The 20,717-nt window shown below is 71.8% G+C and carries 17 protein-coding genes; 3 read left to right on the forward strand and 14 right to left on the reverse strand.

The window, feature by feature from the left end; all coding sequences use genetic code 11:
* The 3 genes from OFY01_RS31275 to OFY01_RS31280 form a co-directional block, all read right to left on the reverse strand.
* Positions 1 to 1,230 (reverse strand): 2Fe-2S iron-sulfur cluster-binding protein (locus OFY01_RS31275; protein WP_407700462.1); only part of this gene is annotated, 1,230 nt, incomplete at its 3' end.
* Positions 1,227 to 1,499 carry a sarcosine oxidase subunit delta gene (locus OFY01_RS32715; protein WP_407700463.1) on the reverse strand — a complete coding sequence of 91 codons (273 nt, stop codon included), beginning with the start codon at positions 1,497 to 1,499 and terminating at the stop codon, positions 1,227 to 1,229. The genes OFY01_RS32715 and OFY01_RS31275, both read right to left, overlap by 4 nt.
* A 55-nt stretch (positions 1,500 to 1,554) precedes the next feature.
* Positions 1,555 to 2,796 carry a sarcosine oxidase subunit beta family protein gene (locus tag OFY01_RS31280; RefSeq protein WP_266605728.1) on the reverse strand — a complete coding sequence of 414 codons (1,242 nt, stop codon included), beginning with the start codon at positions 2,794 to 2,796 and terminating at the stop codon, positions 1,555 to 1,557.
* A 198-nt stretch (positions 2,797 to 2,994) separates the two neighbouring features.
* Between OFY01_RS31280 and OFY01_RS31285 the strand changes: the two genes are divergently transcribed.
* Together OFY01_RS31285 and OFY01_RS31290 are read left to right on the forward strand one after the other, a co-directional pair.
* On the forward strand, positions 2,995 to 3,666 hold the full coding sequence (locus OFY01_RS31285; protein ID WP_266605695.1) for a GntR family transcriptional regulator: 672 nt from the start codon (positions 2,995 to 2,997) through the stop codon (positions 3,664 to 3,666).
* A 248-nt stretch (positions 3,667 to 3,914) separates the two neighbouring features.
* Complete coding sequence (locus OFY01_RS31290; protein WP_266605697.1) at positions 3,915 to 6,221, forward strand: FdhF/YdeP family oxidoreductase; 2,307 nt, start codon at positions 3,915 to 3,917, stop codon at positions 6,219 to 6,221.
* Here OFY01_RS31290 and OFY01_RS31295 read toward each other — a convergent pair.
* From OFY01_RS31295 to OFY01_RS31330, 8 genes are all read right to left on the reverse strand, one after another.
* A complete protein-coding gene (locus OFY01_RS31295; RefSeq protein WP_266605699.1) occupies positions 6,196 to 7,698 on the reverse strand; it encodes an NCS1 family nucleobase:cation symporter-1 in 1,503 nt (500 codons plus the stop codon). The two genes, OFY01_RS31290 and OFY01_RS31295, sit on opposite strands and share 26 nt — an antisense overlap.
* Before the next feature lie 22 nt (positions 7,699 to 7,720).
* The gene (locus tag OFY01_RS31300; RefSeq protein ID WP_266605701.1) at positions 7,721 to 8,740 is read right to left on the reverse strand and encodes a TIGR03842 family LLM class F420-dependent oxidoreductase; all 1,020 of its coding nucleotides are present in this window, start codon (positions 8,738 to 8,740) and stop codon (positions 7,721 to 7,723) included.
* A gap of 11 nt (positions 8,741 to 8,751) precedes the next feature.
* On the reverse strand, positions 8,752 to 10,158 hold the full coding sequence (gene hydA, locus OFY01_RS31305; protein WP_266605702.1) for a dihydropyrimidinase: 1,407 nt from the start codon (positions 10,156 to 10,158) through the stop codon (positions 8,752 to 8,754).
* Between the two features lie 21 nt (positions 10,159 to 10,179).
* Positions 10,180 to 11,022: a nitrilase-related carbon-nitrogen hydrolase gene (locus OFY01_RS31310; RefSeq protein ID WP_266605703.1), complete on the reverse strand. Its 843-nt coding sequence runs from the start codon at positions 11,020 to 11,022 to the stop codon at positions 10,180 to 10,182.
* A 126-nt stretch (positions 11,023 to 11,148) separates the two neighbouring features.
* Complete coding sequence (locus OFY01_RS31315; RefSeq protein ID WP_266605705.1) at positions 11,149 to 12,714, reverse strand: PucR family transcriptional regulator; 1,566 nt, start codon at positions 12,712 to 12,714, stop codon at positions 11,149 to 11,151.
* Positions 12,715 to 12,835: 121 nt separating this feature from the next.
* On the reverse strand, positions 12,836 to 14,125 hold the full coding sequence (locus OFY01_RS31320) for an aspartate aminotransferase family protein (RefSeq protein ID WP_266605707.1): 1,290 nt from the start codon (positions 14,123 to 14,125) through the stop codon (positions 12,836 to 12,838).
* Positions 14,126 to 14,310: 185 nt separating this feature from the next.
* The gene (locus tag OFY01_RS31325) at positions 14,311 to 15,621 is read right to left on the reverse strand and encodes a hypothetical protein (protein ID WP_266605709.1); all 1,311 of its coding nucleotides are present in this window, start codon (positions 15,619 to 15,621) and stop codon (positions 14,311 to 14,313) included.
* Between the two features lie 110 nt (positions 15,622 to 15,731).
* Positions 15,732 to 15,983, reverse strand: a complete 252-nt coding sequence (locus OFY01_RS31330; protein ID WP_266605711.1) for a helix-turn-helix domain-containing protein — start codon at positions 15,981 to 15,983, stop codon at positions 15,732 to 15,734.
* Positions 15,984 to 16,059: 76 nt separating this feature from the next.
* Here OFY01_RS31330 and map point away from each other — a divergent pair, with 76 nt between their 5' ends.
* Positions 16,060 to 16,827 (forward strand): type I methionyl aminopeptidase, encoded by a 768-nt coding sequence (gene map, locus OFY01_RS31335; protein WP_266605713.1) that lies wholly within the window; start codon positions 16,060 to 16,062, stop codon positions 16,825 to 16,827.
* Between the two features lie 29 nt (positions 16,828 to 16,856).
* Here map and OFY01_RS31340 read toward each other — a convergent pair whose 3' ends face one another.
* The 3 genes from OFY01_RS31340 to ggt form a co-directional block, all read right to left on the reverse strand.
* Positions 16,857 to 17,525: a response regulator gene (locus tag OFY01_RS31340; RefSeq protein WP_266605715.1), complete on the reverse strand. Its 669-nt coding sequence runs from the start codon at positions 17,523 to 17,525 to the stop codon at positions 16,857 to 16,859.
* Positions 17,522 to 18,694, reverse strand: coding sequence for a sensor histidine kinase (locus tag OFY01_RS31345; RefSeq protein WP_266605717.1), 1,173 nt, complete (start codon positions 18,692 to 18,694; stop codon positions 17,522 to 17,524). The genes OFY01_RS31340 and OFY01_RS31345 overlap by 4 nt, the downstream gene beginning before the upstream one ends.
* Before the next feature lie 103 nt (positions 18,695 to 18,797).
* A complete protein-coding gene (ggt, locus tag OFY01_RS31350) occupies positions 18,798 to 20,660 on the reverse strand; it encodes a gamma-glutamyltransferase (RefSeq protein WP_266605719.1) in 1,863 nt (620 codons plus the stop codon).
* Between the last annotated feature and the right edge of the window lie 57 nt (positions 20,661 to 20,717).

Here is a 20,717-nt window from a genome sequence, read left to right on the forward strand (position 1 = left end):
GTCGGCGGCGCCCGCCGTGCGCACGGTCGGCAGGGGCCGGGCGGGCACGAACGCGGCGCGCCCGGTGTCGTAGCGCAGGGCGCCGCGAGCCTGGCTGAACAGGGCGACGGCCGGGTTCCAGCCGCCGGAGACGAGCAGCGTGTCGCAGTCGATGCCGCGGCGCCGCGGCGCGGACCCGCCGCCGCGTTGGGCGACATGGACGCGGCGGACGCGTTCGACGCCGCTGGTGCCGGTGACGACGTGACCGGTGTGTACGGGGATGCCGCGCCGGGCGCACGCGTCGGCCAGGTGGTCGGGGGCTGTGGCCCTGGCGTCGATCACGGCCGCCAGTTCCACGCCCGCGTCGGCGAGTTCGAGCGCCGCGGCGTACGCGCTGTCGTTGGTGGTGAAGACGGTGGCCCGACGGCCGACGAGGACTCCGTGCCGGTGCAGGTAGGTGCGGGCGGCGGACGCCAGCATGATGCCGGGCCGGTCGTTGTCGTCGAAGGCGACGGGCCGTTCCGTGGCGCCCGTGGCGTGCACGACCTGCCGGGCGCGGATGCGCCAGACGCGCTGCCGGGCGAGGTGGCGGGGGGCGGCGGCGCCGAGGTGGTCGGTGCGCTTCTCCAGGGCGAGGACGAGGTTGTCGTCGTAGTGGCCGAAGGCGGTGGTGCGGGTCAGGACCGTGATGTCGGGGTCGGCGGCGAGGCGGCGCACGGCGGCGTCGACCCACTCCTGGGCGGGGCGGCCGTCGACGGGCTGCGCGGTGCCGAGCAGGCTCCCACCGAGCTCGGGGTTGGCGTCGACGAGGACCACACGGGCGCCGGTGCCGCGGGCGGCGAGCGCCGCGGCGAGCCCGGCCGGACCGGCGCCGACGACGAGCAGTTCGGCGTGCAGGTGCTTGGTGTCGTACCGGGCCGGGTCGGGCTCGGTGGCGAGGCGCCCCTGCCCGCCGAGTCCGCGCGCGACGAGCCCGTCGTACAGCTCGACGGTGGTGGCGGTGAGCATGGGTTCGGAGAACGGCGCCTCGATCTGCACCAGCGCGTTGGGCTCCTCGGGGCCCGCCGTCATGATGCCACGTGGCCGCCCGTACTTGATGGAGCTCGCCACATGGTGCACGCCGTGGGCGAGCAGGGCGGAGGCGAGGGTGTCGCCGGGGTGGCCGGTGTAACGGGTGCCGTCGAAGGTGAAGCCGAGTGTGGCGAAGCGGTCGACGCGCCCGTGCTCCGGGCTGCGGAAGGGCGTGCTCATGCGGTGGGTTCCTGTCCGACGGGGTACACGGCGTGGATCTCGTAGGAGACGGTGTCGCGCAGGGCGTTGAACCAGCGGCGGCAGCCGGCCGCGTGGGTCCAGCGCTCCGCGAACGGGCCCTTGGGGTTGTCGCGGTAGAAGACGTACTGGGCCCACTGCTCGTCGTCGAGCGCGTGCGGGTCCGCGGGGTGGGCCACGTGGGCCTGGCCGCCGTAGTGGAACTCGGCCTCCTCCCGGGGGCCGCACCAGGGGCACGGGATGAGCTGCATCGCAGTCTCCTCGGCTGGGTCTGGGGGCAGGTCGGTGAGCTCGGGGGCGAGCGGCTCAGTGGGCGACGGCGGCGGCGCCGTGCTCGTCGACGAGCGCACCGGTGGTGAAGCGATCGAGGGTGAACGGGGCGTTGGTCTCGTGCGGTGCGCCGGTGGCCACGGTGTGCGCGAAGGCCCAGCCGACGCCGGGGGTGGCCTTGAAACCGCCCGTTCCCCAGCCGCAGTTCACGTACAGGTCCTCGACGGGCGTGAGGCCGACGATCGGCGAGGCGTCGGGGGTGGTGTCGACGATGCCGGCCCAGGTGCGCAGCATGTGGGCGCGGGCGAAGACGGGGAAGAGCTCCAGGGCGGCGGCCATCTGGCGTTCGACGATGTGGAAGGCGCCGCGCTGTCCGTAGCCGTTGTAGCTGTCGATGCCCGCGCCCATGACGAGTTCGCCCTTGTGGGCCTGGGAGACGTAGACGTGCACGGCGTTGGACATGACGACGGTCGGGTGCACGGGTTCCAGCAGCTCGGAGACGAGTGCCTGGAGCGGGTGGCTCTGGACGGGCAGGCGCAGTCCCACCATGGAGGCCAGGACCGAGGAGTGTCCGGCGGCGGCCAGGGCGACCTTTCCCGCGGCGATGGTGCCGCGGGTGGTCCGTACGCCCTTCACCCGTCCGTCCCGGACGTCGATGCCGGTGACCTCGCAGTTCTGGATGAGGTCGATGCCGTACGCGTCCGCTCGGCGGGCGAATCCCCAGGCGACGTAGTCGTGTTTGGCGATGCCGGCGCGCGGCTGGTAGGTGGCGCCGTGCACGGGGTAGCGCACGTCGGGTGAGGTGTTGACGATGGGGCAGACCTTGGCCACCTCGTCCGGTTCGAGCCACTCGGCGTCGATGCCGTTGAGCTGGTTCGCGTAGACGCGGCGCTTGCTGTCGCGGACGTCCTGGAGGTTGTGCGCGAGGTTCAGTACGCCGCGCTGGGAGAAGAGGATCGGGTAGTCGAGGTCCTCTTCGAGGGTTTCCCAGAGTTTGAGGGAGTGCTCGTAGATGCCGGAGCTCTCGTCCCAGAGGTAGTTGGAGCGGATGATCGTCGTGTTCCGGGCCATGTTGCCGCCCGCGAGCCAGCCCTTCTCCAGTACGGCGATGTTCGTGATGCCGTGGTTCTTGGCCAGGTAGTAGGCGGTGGCCAGGCCGTGCCCGCCGCCGCCGACGATCACGACGTCGTAGGAGCGTTTCGGGTCGGGGTTGCGCCAGAGGAAGTCGGGGTGGTCCGGCAGTCCGTCACCAGGGGTGGCCGGGCGGGCGGTCGTCATCATGGGCTGCCTTCCACATCGGGGGCGGAGCGGGTCCGAGGCGACTGATGGGCATCTGACGGTCAACTGACGAGCAACTGAAGAGCAGCTGAAGAGCAGCTGAAGAGCAATACGATCGAGACTGATATATCAGTTGGATGTTGCGGTACCGTAGTTCTCGACCGGGACCACGTCAAGGGATGCCAAGGGAGGCAACGAATGGCTTCCACGTCCGCCATCGGCGGCCAGGACCGCGGGACGCTGGCCGATCAGGCGTACCAGGAGATCTGCGACCGCCTGGTCACACTGCGGATCCGCCCCGGCGAGCCGGTCCACGACGGCCGGCTGGCCGAGGAGCTCGAACTGGGCCGCACCCCGGTCAGGGAGGCCCTCAAGCGGCTGGAGATCGAGCGGCTCGTCATCGCCTACCCGCGCCGCGGCACCTTCGCGACCGAGGTGCAGATCGCCGATCTGAGCCACATCTCGGAGGTCCGCCAGGAGCTGGAGCCACTGGCCGCCTCCCTGGCCGCCACGCGGGCCACCGCCGCCGACCGCTCACTGCTCGCCGACTACGTGGCCTGCCTGGAGGCGGCACCGCCCGGACACGGCACGGACGCCGAGACCGAGCTGCTGCGGCTCGACATGGCGGTGCACCGAGCGGTGTACGCGGTCACCCACAACCCCTATCTCGAAGCCACCCTGACCGGATACGACAACCTGGCCACCCGCATCTGGTGCCTGTTCCTCGACCGGCTCACCGACCTCGACCAGCACGTGCACGAGCACGGGCGGCTGCTGCGGGCGATCATCGAGGGCGATGCGGCGAAGGCGTCGGCCGTGGCGGCCGAGCACGTCGCCAACTTCGAGCGGGCGATCCGGGCGATCATCTGAGACCGGTCGAGCGGGGCGGCCAAATCGCCATGGGGCGGGCGGTGTTGACGGCGGGAACCACGGCCGCTTAGCGTGCGTTCGCACACCGCCCTGATATATCAGAACGCGAAATCTGTTGCCCTACCATTCGTCCACCCGCCGGACGGATCTCCCGTCCCCTCCCCCTCCTCTTCCTCCCCTACTCGCCTCCTCCCCTCCTCCCCTCCTCCCCTGCGCGAATCGCCCACGAACCAGCCGAGGTGACAGGCATGCCCGAGCCCGACGACGATCTCGACGATCTCTCGGTCGGCCCGCCGAAGACCTGGGCGACCGGCGTCCCCGCCGTCGCCCACGCGCTCAAGTACGCCCTCGGCCGGACCTCACCGAGGCGTACCGCGCTGGCGCTCCTGAACATCAATCAGGACGGCGGCATCGACTGTCCGGGCTGCGCCTGGCCGGACGGCGACCCCGGCCACCGGCATCTCAACGAGTACTGCGAGAACGGCGCCAAGCACATCACCGACGAGGCCACCACGCGCCGCCTCACCAGGGAATTCTTCGCCCGGCACACCGTGACCGAACTCGCCGCGCGCTCCGACCGCTGGCTCAACCAGCAGGGCCGGCTCACCGAACCGATGGTCAAGCGCGCCACGAGCGACCACTACGAGCCGATCGGCTGGGACGAGGCGCTGACGCTGCTCGCCGACGAACTGCGCGCGCTCGACGACCCGGACGAGGCCGTCTTCTACACGTCGGGCCGCCTGCCCAACGAACCCGCCTTCCTCCTCCAGCTGTTCGCCCGCGCCTTCGGCACGAACAACCTGCCGGACTGCTCCAACCTGTGCCACGAGTCCAGCGGCGCCGCGCTCAACGAGACCCTGGGCATCGGCAAGGGCAGCGTCACCCTGGAGGACCTGCACGACAGCGACCTGGTGTTCGTCGTCGGCCAGAACCCGGGCACCAACCACCCGCGCATGCTCTCGGCCCTCGAAGAGACCAAGCGGCGCGGCGGCAGCGTCGTCGCCGTCAACCCGCTGCCCGAGGCCGGACTGCTGCGCTTCAAGCATCCGCAGAAGGCGCGCGGTGTGATCGGCCGCGGCACCACGATCGCCGACCAGTTCCTTCAGATCAGGCCGGGCGGCGACCTGGCTCTGTTCCAGGCGCTCAACCTGCTCCTGCTGCGGGCCGAGGACGAGGCGCCGGGCACGGTCGTCGACCGGGACTTCGTCGAGCGGCACACCAGCGGCTTCGACGTGTTCAGCGACCACATACGCTCGCTCGACTGGGCGCACGTCCTGGCCGCGACCGGCCTGCGCCGCGACGAGATCGAGGAGGTCCACCGCCGGGTGCTCGGCGCGCGCAGCGTCATCGTGTGCTGGGCGATGGGCCTGACCCAGCACAAGCACGGTGTCGCGACGATCCGGGAAGTCGTCAACTTCCTGCTCCTTCGGGGCAACATCGGGCGTCCCGGCGCCGGTGTCTGCCCGGTGCGCGGGCACAGCAACGTGCAGGGCGACCGCACGATGGGCGTGTGGGAGCGGATGCCGCAGGCGTTCCTCGACGCGCTCGGCAAGGAGTTCGGCTTCACCCCGCCGAGCCGCCACGGCCTGGACTCGGTCGACGCGATCCGCGCCATGCGGGACGGCCGGGCGCACGTCTTCGTCGGCGTGGGCGGCAACTTCGTCCGCGCCACCCCGGACAGCGAGGTCACCGAACGGGCGATGCGCGGCTGCCGCCTGACCGCCCACATCTCCACCAAGCTGAACCGCTCCCACACGGTTCCCGGCAGGACCGCGCTGATCCTGCCGACGCTCGGCCGCGGCGACCGCGACGTGCAGGCCGGTGGTGAGCAGTTCATGACGGTGGAGGACTCGATGAGCGACGTCCACGCCACGCGGGGGCGCCTGACACCCGCCGCGCCGGACCTGCTCAGCGAGGTCGCCGTCATCAGCCGCCTCGCGCGCAAGGTCCTCGACGGGAAGCCGGAGATCGACTGGGCGTCCTTCGAAGCCGACTACGACGTGGTGCGCGACCGCATCGGCCGCGTGGTCCCCGGGTTCGAGGACTTCAACCGCCGGGTCCGCGCACCCGGCGGCTTCACCCTCCCCAACCCGGTGAACCGCCGTACGTTCCCCACACCCACCGGGACGGCCGTGTTCACGGCGAACCCGTTCAGCCGGCTCACCGCCCCAGCGGGCCACGTGATCCTCCAGACCCTCCGCTCGCACGACCAGTGGAACACCGTCCCGTACGCGGACGACGACCGCTACCGCGGCATCAGGGGCGGACGCCGCGTCGTGCTCGTCAACGCCGACGACCTGGCGGAGTTCGGCATCGCGGAGGGCGACCTCGTGGACCTGGTCAGCATGTGGGACGGGGACGGCGTCGAGCGGCGCGCGCCGGGCTTCCGTACGGTGGCCTACCCGACGCCCCGCGGGTCGGCCGCCGCGTACTACCCGGAGACGAACGTCCTGGTGCCGCTGGACAGCGTGGCCGACGGCAGCAACACGCCGACGTCGAAGGCGGTGGCGGTGCGCCTGGTCCCGACGGTCACACCCGGCGGCGGCCGCCCATGAGCGCCACGTACACGACGAGCGACGCCGCGAGCCCCACCGCCCACCCGTAGTCGGCGAGCGGCTTGAGGAACGGGATGAGGCCGTCGAGCGGGAAGGGGCCTGCCTTGTGTCCCTTCTCGTTCAGCGTCGAGTACGAGCCGCCGACGGCCAGTGTGCCACCGGCAACGAACGCGGCGACGGCTCTCCAGTTCCAGCCGCCGCGGTACCAGTACCGGCCCCGGGCCACGTACAGGTCCGCCAGATGCAGCACCGTGCGCCGCACGATCCAGTAGTCCGCGATCAGGATCCCGGCCACCGTCCCCAGCAGGCCGCCGACCACGCCGAGCCACGTGAAGATGTACAGCTCCGGCGTGGACAACAGCTTCCACGGCATGACGAGGACGCCGATGACACCCGTGACGATCGCGCCCGTGCGGAACGAGATGAGCTTCGGTGCCAGGTTCGCCAGGTCGTACGCGGGGGACACGACATTCGCCGCGACGTTCACCGAGATCGTCGCCACGAAGACCGTGACGAGCGCGAAGAGCAGCCCGAAGACGTTGTCCGTCTTGCCCGCGAGCGCCACCGGGTCCCAGATCGCCACCCCGTAGACCTTCTCGGAACCGGCCGTCACCAGGACCGACATCAGCGCGAACGCGGTCATCGTGGTCGGCAGGCCGAGCGTCTGCCCCCACACCTGGGCCCGTTGGCCACGGCCGAACCGCGTGAAGTCCGGGATGTTCAGCGACAAGGTCGACCAGAAGCCGATCATGCCCATCAGGCCGGGGAAGAAGACCTTCCAGAAGTCCGGTCCCCAGCCGACCTTGGACGGCTCGTGCAGCAGCGGGCCGAAGCCGCCCGCCTTGTGCGCGATCCAGATCAACAGCACCACCGCGCCGACCAGCACGAACGGCGCCGCCCAGTTCTCGAAGCGGCGCAGGGTGTCCATGCCCCGGTAGATGATGGCCAGTTCGATGACCCAGAAGACGACGAAGCACAGCCACAGCGTCCACGGGTATCCGCCGATCCTCCCGGCGCCCGCCCAACCGCCGAAGATCTTGCCGAGGAGGACGAAGATGCCCTGGCCGCCGATCCACGTCTGGATGCCGAACCAGCAGCAGGCCACCGCCGCCCGCACCATGGCGGGCAGGTTGGCTCCCCGGACGCCGAAGGAGGCCCGCGCCAGAACCGGGAACGGTATGCCGTACTTCGGTCCCGCGTGCCCGGTCAGCAGCATCGGCAGCAGCACGATCACGTTGGCGAGCGCGATGGTGAGGACCGCCTGCTTCCAGTCCATGCCGAGCGCCACCAGGCCCGAGGCCAGTGTCCACGACGGGATGCAGTGGGCCATGCCGATCCACAGCGCGACGAAGTTGTACGTGGTCCAGCGGCGCTCGGCGAGCGGAACGGGGCGCAGGTCCTCGTTGGCGTAGCGGCTGCCGGCCGGGTAGGCGTCGGCGGCGAGCTCCTTCGGTATCGGTGCGCTGATGTCGGTCATGGGCAGTCCGTTCTCCGGGAGTTCATGCGGTCAGCGCTGGAATGACGTCGCGGCCGTAGACCTCGATCACCTCGTCCTTGGCGTCGTGCATCGCGTACAGGGCGAACTGGTCGACGCCCAGCTCCTTCAGCTCGCGCAGCTTTTCGACGTGTGAGGAGGCGGGACCGATGAGGCAGAAGCGGTCGACGATCTCGTCGGGGACGAAAGCCGTGTCGGGATTTCCGGAGCGGCCGTGGTGCGCGTAGTCGTAGCCTTCGCGCGTCTTGATGTAGTCCGTGAGCTCCTGCGGCACCATCGCGGAACGGGAGCCGTACTTGGCGACGAGGTCGGCGACGTGGTTGCCGACCATTCCGCCGAACCAGCGGCACTGCTCGCGGGCATGGGCGAGCGCCTGCGGCGAGTCGTCCTCGGTGACGTAGGCGGGTGCCGCCACGCAGATCGTGATGTGCGCCGGGTCCCGTCCGGCGGCGGCCGCCGCGTCCCGGACCGCCTTGACCATCCACTCGGTGAGGAACGGGTCGGCGAGCTGCAGGATGAACCCGTCGGCCTCCTCCCCCGTCATCTTCAGCGCCTTGGGGCCGTAGGCGGCCATCCACACCGGCACCGACGCGCCTGCGCGCACCCACGGGAGGCGGATCGTGGTGCCGCCGAGGTCGGCCTCGTCGCCGCGGCCGAGGGCGCGGATGACCTTCATGGCCTCGCTGATGCGGGCGAGCGTGTTGGGTTTGCGTCCCGCCACCCGCATCGCGGAGTCGCCGCGGCCGATGCCGCACACGGTCCGGTTGCCGTACATGTCGTTGAGCGTCGCGAACGTCGAGGCGGTGACCTCCCAGGTCCTGGTGCCGGGGTTGGTCACCATCGGCCCGACGATCAGGTGCTCGGTCTCGGCGAGGATGCGGCTGTAGACGACGTACGGTTCCTGCCACAGGACGCACGAGTCGAAGGTCCAGCCGTGCGTGAACCCGAGGCTCTCCGCGCGTTTCATCCGGTCGACCACGGCCGACGCGGGCGGGTCGGTCTGCAGGACGAGTCCGAAGTCCATGGATTTACCCCTCAGTTCAGGTACTGGCTTGTGCCGCGCGGCGTGTACGTGCCGTGTCCGGCGCGCCCGGTGAACTCCCGTTCCGTGATGACGGGTTCACCGCGCGAGAGGACCGTCTCGACCCGGCCGGTGAGCCGCTTGCCCTCGTACGCCGAGTAGTCGACGTTCATGTGGTGGGTCGTGGCGGAGAGCGTCTGCTCGGCGTGCGGGTCGTAGATGACGATGTCGGCGTCGGCGCCCGGAGCGATCGTGCCCTTCTTCGGGTACAGGCCGAACATCCGGGCGGGGGTCGCGCAGGCGATCTCGATCCAGCGGCGCCGCGAGATGTGCCCGTCGACGACCGCCTGGTGGAGCAGGTCCATGCGGTGCTCGACGCCGGGCATCCCGTTGGGGATCTTGGAGAAGTCGCCGCGGCCGAGCTCCTTCTGTCCGCTGAAACAGAACGGGCAGTGGTCCGTCGAGACCACCTGCAGGTCGTTCGTGCGCAGGCCCCGCCAGAGCGCCGCCTGGTGCTCCTTGGGCCGAAGCGGCGTGCTGCACACGTACTTGGCGCCCTCGAAGTCCGGCTCGGCGAGGTTGTCGGTGGACAGGAACAGATACTGCGGGCAGGTCTCGCCGAAGACCGGCAGGCCCTCGTCGCGGGCGCGGGCCAGTTCGGCGACCGCTTCCCGAGCCGACACGTGGACGACGTACAGGGGCGCGCCCGCGACCTGCGCGAGGCGGATCGCACGGTGGGTGGCCTCGGCTTCCAGGAGCGCCTTCCTGACCTCGCCGTGGAAGCGGGGGTCGGTCTCGCCGCGGGCGAGGGCCTGTTCGACGAGCACGTCGATCGCGATGCCGTTCTCGGCGTGCATCATGATCAGCCCGCCGTTGTCGGCGGCACGCTGCATGGCGCGCAGGATCTGGCCGTCGTCGGAGTAGAAGACGCCCGGGTAGGCCATGAACTGCTTGAAGGACGTGACGCCCTCCGAGACGAGCAGATCCATCTCCTTGAGGGTGTCCTCGTTCACGTCGGAGACGATCATGTGGAAGCCGTAGTCGACGGCGCACTTGCCGTCCGCCTTGGCGTACCAGGTGTCCAGGCCCTCGCGCAGCGAGCCGCCCACGCTCTGGATGGCGAAGTCGACGATGGTGGTGGTGCCGCCCCAGGCGGCGGCGCGGGTCCCGGTCTCGAAGGTGTCGGCGGAGTACGTGCCGCCGAACGGCATCTCCATGTGGGTGTGTCCGTCGACACCGCCCGGGATGACGTACTTCTGGTGGGCGTCCATGACGCGCGCGTCCGTCCAGGACGCGGCGGTGTCGCTGCCGGTGGCCGCCAGGGCCACCACCCGGCCGTCCTCGACGAGGACGTCGGCGTGCATCTCGTCGGCGGCGGTGACGACGAGACCACCGCGGACGACGGTACGGACGGCGCTCATGTTCTCCTCCAGGTCCGGGGCTTACGGGCGGGTCAGCGGCTGGTACGCGTGCGGGGCGCGGTCGCGGTAGAACTGCCAGCGGTCGCGGACCTCGCGCAACTTGGCCATGTCGAGGTCACGGACGAGGAGTTCGGGCGCCTTGTCGTCGGCGACCTCGCCCACGAACTGGCCTTCCGGGTCGGCGAAGTACGACGTGCCGTAGAAGTCGTTGTCGCCGTACTCCTCCACGCCGACGCGGTTGATGGCGCCGACGAAGTACTCGTTGGCGACGGCCGCGGCGGGCTGCTCCAGTTGCCACAGGTAGCGGGACAGGCCGCGGCTGGTGGCCGACGGGTTGAAGACGATCTGCGCGCCTTCGAGGCCGAGGGCGCGCCAGCCCTCCGGGAAGTGCCGGTCGTAGCAGATGTAGACGCCGATCTTTCCGACGGCGGTGTCGAAGACCGGCCAGCCGCTGTTGCCGGGCCGGAAGTAGAACTTCTCCCAGAACCCCTTGACCTGCGGGATGTGGGTCTTGCGGTACTTGCCGAGGTACGTTCCGTCGGCGTCGATCACCGCGGCGGTGTTGTAGAGGACGCCCGGCTGCTCCTCCTCGTACATCGGCAGGACGAGGACGATGTGGTGCTCGCGGGCCAGGTCCTGGAAGCGGTGGACGATCGGCCCGTGCGGGATCGCCTCGGCGTACTCGTAGAACGCCGGGTCCTGCACCTGACAGAAGTACGGGCCGTAGAACAGTTCCTGGAAGCAGAGGACCTGCGCGCCTTGGGCGGCGGCGTCACGGACCGCCTGCTCATGGACCTCGATCATGGATTCCTTGTCGCCGGTCCATGCGGTCTGGAAGACGGCGGCGCGGATCACAGGGCTCATCAAGACCTCCGGCTGGGGGTGATGCTCGGTTCTCGGTGCTCGGTGTGGTGTCCGACGATAGGAATTCCCGCCGGAGCGGCCGAGTCGCACCGTGTCACGTCAACGGGCGAACGGCGTTGCACCGTGTCACGCCTCCTGTGCGTCGTGCGCCAGGAGCGCGATGTGCACGGACGCGGCCTGCTCGAAGTCGTCGAGGTCGAGCCCGAGCAGCGCCTCGATGGCCTCCAGGCGGCGGTAGAGGGCGGGGCGGCTCATGTGGTGCGCGTGAGCGGTGCGGGACTTGTTGCGGCCGGTGGCGAGGTAGGTGCGCAGGACCGGCAGGAGCGCGGCGGTGTCCTCGCAGGCGTCCGCGTCCAGCAGGGCGTCGAGCTCCCGCTCGGCGAACGACTGTACGCGCGGATCGTCGCGCAACAGCCGCATCAGGCCGCGCAGCCGTACGTCCCCGAGCCGGACGACGTCGGGGAGTCCCGGCGGCGTGCCCGTGACCGCGTCCGCGACGTGCAGCGCCTCCCGGAGCCCGTCGGGCACGTCGTCCCAGGTGGCGCAGGCGGGCCCGGCCGCGACGAGCGCCGGCTCGCCCGTCTCGGCGCGCAGCCGGGCCGCGACGTGGCCGACGAGCGGTTCGGCGGCCTGGTCGCGGGCGAGGCTGAGCAGGATCGCGGTGCCCTGCCCGTCGAGTGCGGCGACGAGTCCGGGCTGCCCCAGCAGTCGCAGCAGTTTGGCGAGTTGCTCCGGGTCGCCGTCCTTGACGACGAGCGGGACGAAGGTGCGCCGGCCCACCGGGAGGCCGGCCGCCCGCGCGCGGGGCAGCAGGCGGCGCGCCGGGACGACGCCCGAGACGAGGTCGGCGAGCAGGCCGTGCGCCGACTGCTCCTCCCAGCTCACGGCGGTGGGCCCGGAGAGCATGCGGTGCAGCACGAGGGCTTCAGCGGCGCGATCGGCCAGCAGGCGGGCGCGGGCCTCGTCGCCGCGGTGGCCGCACAGGACGAGCGAGCCCCAGCGTTCGCCGCGTCCGCCGAGGTCGGCGCGGACCCAGCCCTCGCCGTCGACCTCGCCGGGCCTGCGGGCGATGCGGTCCCAGTCGCGCAGCACGTCGTCGACGGCGGGGTGTTCGCCCGCGGTGGCGAGGACGCGGTGGGCGAGGTTGGTGACCAGGACCGGGCAGCCGCTGTACGTGGCGACCTCGTCGAGCAGCCGCTGCAGCGGGGCGCCCGCCGTGATCAGGGCGGTGAGCGCGGTGCGGATGCCTTCGGAGAGGCTGACCTCGGCGAACTTGCGGCGTACGAGCAGGGATTGGACCTCCTCGGTGAGCTGGGCGAACGGGAACGGCCGGTGCAGCACCACCATGGGCAGGCCGTACCGTTCGGCGGTGCGGCGCATCTGCTGCGGGGGCGCGGGGAAGGCGCGGCCCAGGCCCAGGACGAGGGCGGATGCCTCGGCGCGGTGGAGGGACTCGATGTACTCCGTCTGGGTGCGGGGGTTGTCGGCCAGGAGGACGCCGGTGGTGAGGATCATCTCGCCGCCGGTGAGCATGACGCCCACGTCCGCGGCCTCCGCGACGTGGACCCAGCGGACGGGGTGGTCGAGGTGGTCGGCTCCCGCGACCACCTCGGGCTCTCCGGCGGTGAGGCGGTCCAGGGCCAGTACTTGGCGAACGGTCAGGGTGTGGTCCTGGCCCGCGGTGGCTGTCATCGGCCTGCTCCTCCCGCTGTTGGGGCTCTTCTTCGTGGCCGAGCTCGGGTTCGTCGTGGCTGGTCCCGCGCTCACGCGGCGCAGCCGCCTGTCGACACGGCCCGGCACGCCTCGACCGCTCCTAGACAGCCGTTCTGAGCGCGGTCTCCAGGACCGCCGCGCCCTCCTCCGCCTCGGCCACCGTCAACGACAGCGGCGGCGCGATCCGCAGGACGCTCGTGTTGTGGGCGCCGCCCTTGCCGATCAGGAGGCCGTGTTCGCGGCAGGTTTCCAGGACCGCCGCGGCGGCCCGCGGGATCGCTTCGTCCGTGTCCGGGTCCGCCAGTTCGATACCCAGCATCAGGCCCTTGCCGCGCACTTCCCGTACGTGCGGGATCGTCACCCCGATGGCGCGCAGGCGCTCGATGAGGAGGCCGCCGACGCGGCGGGCGTTGCCCTGGAGGTCGTGTTCCAGGAGGTACGAGAGGTTGGCCAGGCCCGCCGCCATGGTGACGGGTGAACCGCCGAACGTCGAGATGGAGTTGGCTTCCAGACAGTTCATGACCTCGGCGCGGGCGACGACGCCGCCGATCGACATGCCGTTGCCGATTCCCTTGGCGAAGGTGAGCAGGTCCGGCGGGCCGGACTGTGCGTGTGCCTGCCACCCCCAGAAGTGCCCGCCGGTGCGGCCCCAGCCCGTCTGCACCTCGTCGGAGATCCACAGGATGCCGTGTTCCTGGAGAACATCGCGGAACGCCGAGTACAGGCCGTCCGGTGGCGAGGTGAAGCCGCCCACGCCCTGGACGGGTTCGGCGATCAGCGCGGCGACGCCGCCGCGGGTCTGGCCGAGCACGTCGCGCAGGTCGTCCACGCACGCGTCGATGAACGCGGCGTCGCTCAGGTGGGCGTAGGGGCCCCGGCCGCGCACGCCCCCGTGCACGTACAGGGTCTGCAACGGGGACAGGCTCGTCGGGGACCAGCCGCGGTTGCCGGTGATGCCGACGGCCGAGAACGACCGGCCGTGGTAGCTGTTGCGCATCGCCAGGATCTGGTTCGAGCGGCGGTACGCGGTGGCCAGGAGGAGCGCCGCGTCGTTGGCCTCGGTGCCGGAGGTGGTGAAGAAGACCCGGGCGTCCGGGATGCCGGACAACTGCGCGACGCGCTCGGCCAGTTCGACCATCGGGCGGTTGAGGTAGAGAGTGGAGGAGTGGATGATGCGGCCGGCCTGTTCGCTGACGGCCTTGGTGACCTCAGGCAGCGCGTGCGCGGTCATCGTGGTGAGGATGCCGCCGAAGAAGTCCAGGTACTTGTTGCCGTCGGCGTCCCAGACGTGGCGGCCCTCGCCGTGGGTGAGCTCGATCGGGCGGTCGTAGTACAGCGCGAGCCAGTCGGGCAGGACGGCGTGGTGGCGGGCGTTCAGGTCGGGGGTCATCACTGCTGCGGCATCCCTTCGTCGGTCAGGTCACCGGGTCCTCTACGCCTGTAGACGGTGCGGTAGAGGGACGAACGTAAGCCCGCCCGGGGGGCTTGCCAAGACCATCGTCGTCAACGCACTGGATCGATCACGTTTCGCACCCGTGCGGGTGAGCGGGCGGCGGGCCGTTCAGCCCGAGCACGTCACACCGTGCGGCCCGCCACACGCAGGGCGTGCAGCACGTCGTGGTAACGCGCGTCCGATACGCGGCGCGCCGCCTCGACGATCAGCGGCACCAGGTGCCCGGGGTCGGACTGCGCCGCACGCGCGCACTCCTGCGGGGTGCGGCAGCTGACGTACGCGTCCACGAGGGCGTGCGCCTCGTGGTGGCGCCCCTGCGCGGCGAGGCGGGACACCGCGTCTGCGACCTCGGCCGGGGCCCGGCCGGTCCCGGTGCCCATGCCCTGACGCAGCAACTGCTCGCCGTCCGCCGCGAGTCCGGCCGCCGACAGCGCCTCCGCGGCGGCGGCCAGACGGTCCGGCGGCAGGGATCCGGCCTCCCACAGGAGGGTGGCCCAGTCGGCGCCCAGGCCCGCGCGGTGCAGCGCCGCGGCGAGAAGCGGGAGGTGCGCCGGTGGCCAGTGGACCGCCTCCACCAGGACGATGTGTGCCTCGCCGGTGCGGCCGGCCTCACGGAGCCGTTGCAGGGATTCCACGGCCTCCGCGACCACTCGCCGCGCGGACTCGTCGGGGGGCCGGGGCGCGGGCGGTCTCGAACGCCGCCGCGCGGCGCCGGCGAAGCGGGCGCCCTTCGGAGCGACATCGACTTCCTTGTCAGGCAAGGAAGTCGTCGCTGGTTCCTCTTGCTGTGGCAGGCCCGCGAAGCGGGCGCTTCCCCGTGGACGTGCGCGCGTGCTTGCGCGGGCGCGTCCGCCCTGTCGCCGCTTCGTCGACGGGTGCGGGCCCGTGGTGGCCGGTCGCTCCCCGCCGCGCAGCGGCCGATCGGCGTCGTCCCGCGCTCCCGGGACCGCCGCGCCGCTTTCCCCCACCGCGTCCAGCTGGGCCAGTCTCGCCTCCAACTCCCGGATTCTCGCCGTCGCGCGCTCGTAGTCGTCCCTCGCCCACGCCGCGTCCTCGGGTGTGGCCGCCGTACGCGAGCGGTCCAGCGCGTAGCTCTGTTCCCCGGCCATCACGTCCATGCGGTCGATCAGGGCCTCGCGGCCGCCCGGTGCCGCGTCATGGGCGCGGGCCGACGCGTGGTGCAGAGGACGGACGCGGACTGTCACGCGGGCGGCCTCCTGCGGGCCGGACACCGACGCCAGGTCCTGGAGGAGGGCCTCGACGACGTCCCAGGGCGGCACTTCGCGGCCGTCGAGACAGGCGCGCATCCCCTCGGGGTCACGGCGCCAGAAGACACCGCACCAGCCCTCGTCCTGGTCGATCCGGGCCACGAGGTCACGCAGGCAGGCCGCGAACTCCTCGATCCGGTCCGGGAGTTGTTCCCCGTGTGTCACGCGCCCGCCGCCCCTCGCACCTCCAGGAGTACTACGACCTCGAAGCCAACACCTCGCGTGTTACGGGAGTGCTACGCACGGTTTTCCGGGGCGGGCACAGCGGCGCACGATCAGGCGGGCAGCATCGCGCAGCGCGCCGCGAGGTCGTCCATGGACAGGCCGAGTTCGCGCGCGACGGCGACGATGGTGAAGAACGCGGGAGTCGGCGCGCGGCCGGTCTCGATCTTGCGCAGGGTCTCGACCGAGACGCCCGCGGCGGCGGCGACCTCCGTCATGCTGCGCCCGCGCCGCGCCTCGCGCAGCAGGCGCCCGAGACGCTCGCCGCGTTCGCGCTCTTCCGGGGTCAAGGGGGTGCGGACCATGCCGTCAGTCTACCCGGGGGCCGTATTCTCGTACCGGATTTGAATACCGGTATAAAAATAGGGCACAGTGGGGGGCATGGTGGAACTGAAGACAGACGCGTCGATGGACGCCATGGCAGAGGCGGGCCGGGTCGTGGGGCGGGCGCTGACCGCCGTGCGTGAGCACGCCGCGGTGGGCGTGAGCCTGCTGGAGCTGGACGAGGTGGCACGCGGGGTGCTGCGCGAGGCCGGGGCCGGGTCCCCGTTCCTCGGCTACCGGCCCTCCTTCGCGCCCACCCCCTTCCCCGCCGTGATCTGCGCGTCCGTGAACGACGCGATCGTGCACGGCGTCCCGGACGGGTACCGGCTGCGCGACGGTGACCTCGTGTCGATCGACTGCGGGGCCCGACTGGGCGGCTGGGCGGGCGACTCGGCCGTCTCCTTCGTCGTCGGTCGGGCCCGGCCCGAGGACCTGCGGCTCGTCGAGACCGCCGAGCGGGCGCTCGCCGCCGGGATCGGCGCGGCCGTCGTGGGCAACCGGATCGGCGACATCGCCCACGCCGTCGGCACGGTCTGCCGCGCGGCCGGATACGGCATCCCGGAGGGGTTCGGCGGGCACGGGATCGGCCGGCGGATGCACGAGGACCCGCCGGTGCCCAACGAGGGGCGGCCGGGGCGCGGGCTGCCGCTGCGGCACGGCATGGTCCTGGCGATCGAGCCGATGCTGATCGGCGGCGGCACGGACGGGTACCACGAGGCGCCCGACGGCTGGACCCTGCGCACGAACGACGGCTCCCGGGCCGCGCACGCCGAGCACACGGTGGCTGTCACCGACGCCGGACCGCGGGTTCTGACGACCCGGTGACCGAGGGCCGCGCCGGGACCTCGCCGGGGTCAACGGCCGGGCGCGACGAGACCCCACTCGTAGGCGAGGATCACCAGCTGGACGCGGTCACGGGCGTCCAGCTTGGTGAACAGGCGCGCCACATGGGACTTGACCGTCGCCATGCTGATCACCAGCTCCTCGGCGATCTCCTGGTTCGTACGGCCCAGACCGACGAGCGTGAGCACCTCGCGCTCCCGTTCCGTGACGCCGGCAGCGGCGACCGGAGCACGTCCCGGCGTCGGTACCGGAACCGGGCGGCCCACGAACTCGGCGATCAGGCGGCGGGTCACACCGGGCGCGATGAGCGCGTCCCCGGCGGCGACCACACGGACCGCCGCGAGGATCTCCTCCAACTGCATGTCCTTGACGGCGAAGCCGCCGGCGCCCGCGCGCAGCGCCGCGTACACGTAGTCGTCCTCGTCGAAGGTGGTCAGGACGAGGACCCGGCTGCCGCCGGCGCCCTCGACGATCCGCCGGGTCGCCTCGATGCCGTCCATGCCGGGCATCCGGATGTCCATGACGACGACGTCGGGCCGCAGCCGCGCCGTCAGCTCGACCGCCTCGGCCCCGCTGCCCGCCTCGCCGACGACCTCGATGTCCTCGGTGTCGGCGATGAGGACGCGCAGGCCCGAGCGGACCAGCGGCTGGTCGTCGACCAGCAGCACCCGGACCGTCATCGCGCGGCCGCCCCCGCCTCCGGCAGCGGGATGCGCGCCGTCACCCGAAAGCCGCCGTCGGGGCGCGGCCCCGCGTCGAAGTCGCCGTGCAGCAGGCTCACCCGTTCCCTCATCCCCGTGATCCCGAACCCCGTGCCCGGCGATCCTGTCGCGGCGCCCCGGCCCGCGTCCACTATCTCCAGGGACACGGCGTCGTCCGCGTACGAGACGAGGACGCGGGCCGTGTCGGTGCGGCCGTGGCGGACCACGTTGGTCAGCGACTCCTGCACGACACGGTACGCGGACCGGTCGATCTCCGACGGCAGCGGGTGCTCCTCCCCCGTGCGCACGACCTCGACGCGTACGCCCGCGTCGGCGGTGCTCGCCACCAGCCGCTCCAGGTCGGCCAGGCCGGCGGTCGGGGTGAGCGGGGCGGCCTCGCCGGGTTCGGCGCGGCGCAGGGCGACCAGGGTGCGGCGCAGGCTGCGCAGCGTCTCGCGGCTGGTCTCCTCGATGGTGCCGAGCGCCGCGCGCGCCTCTGCCGGCTGGCTCTCGATGACCCGGCTCGCCACACCCGACTGGATGGCGATGACGCTGATGCTGTGGGAGACCATGTCGTGCAGTTCGCGCGCGATCCGCAGCCGTTCGGCGGTGACCGCCTCGGCGACGGCGCGCACCCGCAACGCGTCAGCGTGCTCACGCCGCTCCCGCGCCAGCAGACCGACCATGCAGGCGACGACCACGGCCAGCAGGGCGACGACGACGCTGCCTATCTGGGTCCCGCGGCCGGTCCAGGCGGCTATCGCCAGTGACTGGACGACGACGCTGAGGGCGACACCCGTGGTCCACTGCCGACGGCTGCGGCGGGCGACGAGACAGCCGAGCAGCGCGTCGGCCGACACGAACGCCGGAAGCGTCATCTGCTCCGCCTCGTGCCACGGGCCCCAGGGCGAGTAGTGCGGCTGGACCGCGACCGCGCCCACCGTGCCGAGCAGCACCACGACGAGCGCCAGCATGGGCACCCTGCGGGCCACGCCCACGACGAGGACCGCCGACAGAGCCACCCCGAGGGCCCGCACCAGCGGGACGGTCTGCGCCGAACCGGCCAGCGCCAGGCCGAGCGCCACCGGGTACAGGGCGAGGCCGCACCAAGCGGCGACAGCGCGGTAGGAGGAAGGATTCGCGTTCACACCGGTGAGCGTACGAAGGCGGGCGCGCGGCGGCATCGGCCCGGGGTATGCAGTCCCCGGGCCGACCCGCGCGCCGCCCCGTCAGCCGGGCAGGGCCCCGCGGTCAGCGGCTGGGGTCGACCACCATCGCCGATCCTCCGCCGCGCCGCACCTTCTCGGCCGCGGCGAGCCACTTTCCGCCCGGCATCCGCTGCACCCCCGTCGCGGCGCCGATCTCCGGGTCGAGCGTGAACGTGTGCCCGATGCGCTCCAACTGTCCGCGTACCGCGCTGTCGTAGAGGCCCGGCTCCAGCAGGGTCCGCGCCGTGTTGCGCTGGCTGGCGCGCGGGGCCTCGATGGCGGCGGGCAGCGAGTCGCCCCGGTCGATGACGCCGGTCAGCAGTTGCAGCACCGTCGTGATGATGGTGGAGCCGCCGGGCGAGCCGAGCGCCACCACCGGCCGGTGCGCCTTGTCGAGGACGATGACCGGCGAGATGGACGAGCGGGGCCGCTTGCCCGGTCCGGGCAGGTTCGGGTCGTGCGCGCCGGGACTTGCGGGCGCGAAGGAGAAGTCGGTGAGTTCGTTGTTGAGCAGGAAGCCGCGGCCCGGCACGGTCATGCCGCTGCCGCCGGTCTGCTCGATGGTGAGCGTGTAGGAGACGACGTTCCCCCACCTGTCGGCGACCGTCAGGTGCGTGGTGTTGGGACCCTCGTACGTCGTCGGGGCGGGCTTGTCGCCCCGCTTGCCGCAGCGGCCGGGGTGGCGGGGATCGCCGGGCGCGAGCGGGCTGGTCAGCACGGCGTCGTCCTTGATGAGGCACGCGCGCGCGTCCGCGTAGCGCTGGGAAAGGAGCTGCCTGGTCGGTACCTTCTCGTAGGCCGGGTCGCCGACCCAGCGGCCCCGGTCGGCGAACGCGATCCGGCTGGCCTCGATGGAGCGGTGCAGATACTGGGTCCGCGTGGCCTTCGAAAGGTCCGTGTTCTCCAGGATGTTGAGGGCCTCGCCGACGGTGGTGCCACCGGACGAGGAGGGCGCGATGGAGTAGACGCCGAGCCCCCGGTAGGCGATGTGCGTGGGCGCCTGGAACTTCGCCCCGTACGCCGCCAGGTCCTTGACCGTCAGCTTGCCCGGCCTGGCCCGCCAGTCGGCGCTCGGGTCGATCGGCGGGTGCTCGGCGGTGCGGGCCACGTCCGCGCCGATGTCGCCGTGGTACAGCGCCCCGACGCCCCGGTCCGCCAACTCCTGGTAGGTGCGGGCCAGGTCGGGGTTCTTGAAGGTCGAGCCGACCTCCGGGAGCCTGCCGCCGGGCAGGAACAGCTTCGCCGTGTCGGGGAAGTAGCGGAACCGCTTCTCGTTCTGGGCGACCATCGAGCGGAACGTCTTGTCGACCGTGAAGCCGTTTGTCGCGATCTTTTGCGCGGGCCTGAGCATCGCGCCGAGACTCCTGGTGCCCCATGCGTCGAGCGCCGACTGCCAGGTGGCGGCGGTGCCCGGGGTGCCGACGCTCAGGCCGCTGGTGACCGCGTCGGGGAAGGAGAGAGGTCTGCCGTTCTCCAGGAAGAGGCCGGAGCCGGCGGTCATCGGAGCCGTCTCGCGGCCGTCGACCGTGTGCACCTGCCGGGTCTTCGCGTCGTAGTAGACGAAGTAGCCGCCTCCGCCGATGCCCGACGAGAACGGCTCGGTGACGCCGAGCGCGGCCGCGGTGGCGACGGCGGCGTCCACCGCGTTTCCGCCGTGCCGGAGCACCCCGATGCCCGCGGCGGAGGCGTCCGGGTCGACGCTGGCGACCGCGCCGCCGTAGCCCACGGCGACGGGGGTCTTCGGCGGTGAGAGAGAGGGACCGGGCGATGAGGCAGGTGACGAAGCAGGTGACGAAGCAGGGGAAGCAGGCGGAGAAGCGGCTGGAGGCGGCGCCGCCGCGCCCACCGCCACCATGCTCGCCAGGACCGCGCACACCGACAGATTCCGCGCAACTGGGCGTCGCATCCGTACCTCCTGTCAACAGGCGTCAGCGCAGCGTAACTTGAGATGCCCGTGCCGTCA

The organism is Streptomyces beihaiensis, assembly GCF_026274175.1.
Classification (GTDB): domain Bacteria; phylum Actinomycetota; class Actinomycetes; order Streptomycetales; family Streptomycetaceae; genus Streptomyces; species Streptomyces beihaiensis.

What these genes read in the sequence shown, in the direction of transcription:
- OFY01_RS31300 (WP_266605701.1), bottom strand. Translation starts at nt 8,740, where the DNA reads ATGGACTTCGGACTCGTCCTGCAGACCGACCCGCCCGCGTCGGCCGTG.
- ggt (WP_266605719.1), bottom strand. Translation starts at nt 20,660, where the DNA reads ATGCGACGCCCAGTTGCGCGGAATCTGTCGGTGTGCGCGGTCCTGGCG.
- OFY01_RS32715 (WP_407700463.1), bottom strand. Translation starts at nt 1,499, where the DNA reads ATGCAGCTCATCCCGTGCCCCTGGTGCGGCCCCCGGGAGGAGGCCGAG.
- OFY01_RS31340 (WP_266605715.1), bottom strand. Translation starts at nt 17,525, where the DNA reads ATGACGGTCCGGGTGCTGCTGGTCGACGACCAGCCGCTGGTCCGCTCG.
- OFY01_RS31290 (WP_266605697.1), top strand. Translation starts at nt 3,915, where the DNA reads ATGCCCGAGCCCGACGACGATCTCGACGATCTCTCGGTCGGCCCGCCG.
- OFY01_RS31320 (WP_266605707.1), bottom strand. Translation starts at nt 14,125, where the DNA reads ATGACCCCCGACCTGAACGCCCGCCACCACGCCGTCCTGCCCGACTGG.
- OFY01_RS31280 (WP_266605728.1), bottom strand. Translation starts at nt 2,796, where the DNA reads ATGACGACCGCCCGCCCGGCCACCCCTGGTGACGGACTGCCGGACCAC.
- map (WP_266605713.1), top strand. Translation starts at nt 16,060, where the DNA reads ATGGTGGAACTGAAGACAGACGCGTCGATGGACGCCATGGCAGAGGCG.
- OFY01_RS31295 (WP_266605699.1), bottom strand. Translation starts at nt 7,698, where the DNA reads ATGACCGACATCAGCGCACCGATACCGAAGGAGCTCGCCGCCGACGCC.
- hydA (WP_266605702.1), bottom strand. Translation starts at nt 10,158, where the DNA reads ATGAGCGCCGTCCGTACCGTCGTCCGCGGTGGTCTCGTCGTCACCGCC.
- OFY01_RS31330 (WP_266605711.1), bottom strand. Translation starts at nt 15,983, where the DNA reads ATGGTCCGCACCCCCTTGACCCCGGAAGAGCGCGAACGCGGCGAGCGT.
- OFY01_RS31315 (WP_266605705.1), bottom strand. Translation starts at nt 12,714, where the DNA reads ATGACAGCCACCGCGGGCCAGGACCACACCCTGACCGTTCGCCAAGTA.
- OFY01_RS31285 (WP_266605695.1), top strand. Translation starts at nt 2,995, where the DNA reads ATGGCTTCCACGTCCGCCATCGGCGGCCAGGACCGCGGGACGCTGGCC.
- OFY01_RS31310 (WP_266605703.1), bottom strand. Translation starts at nt 11,022, where the DNA reads ATGAGCCCTGTGATCCGCGCCGCCGTCTTCCAGACCGCATGGACCGGC.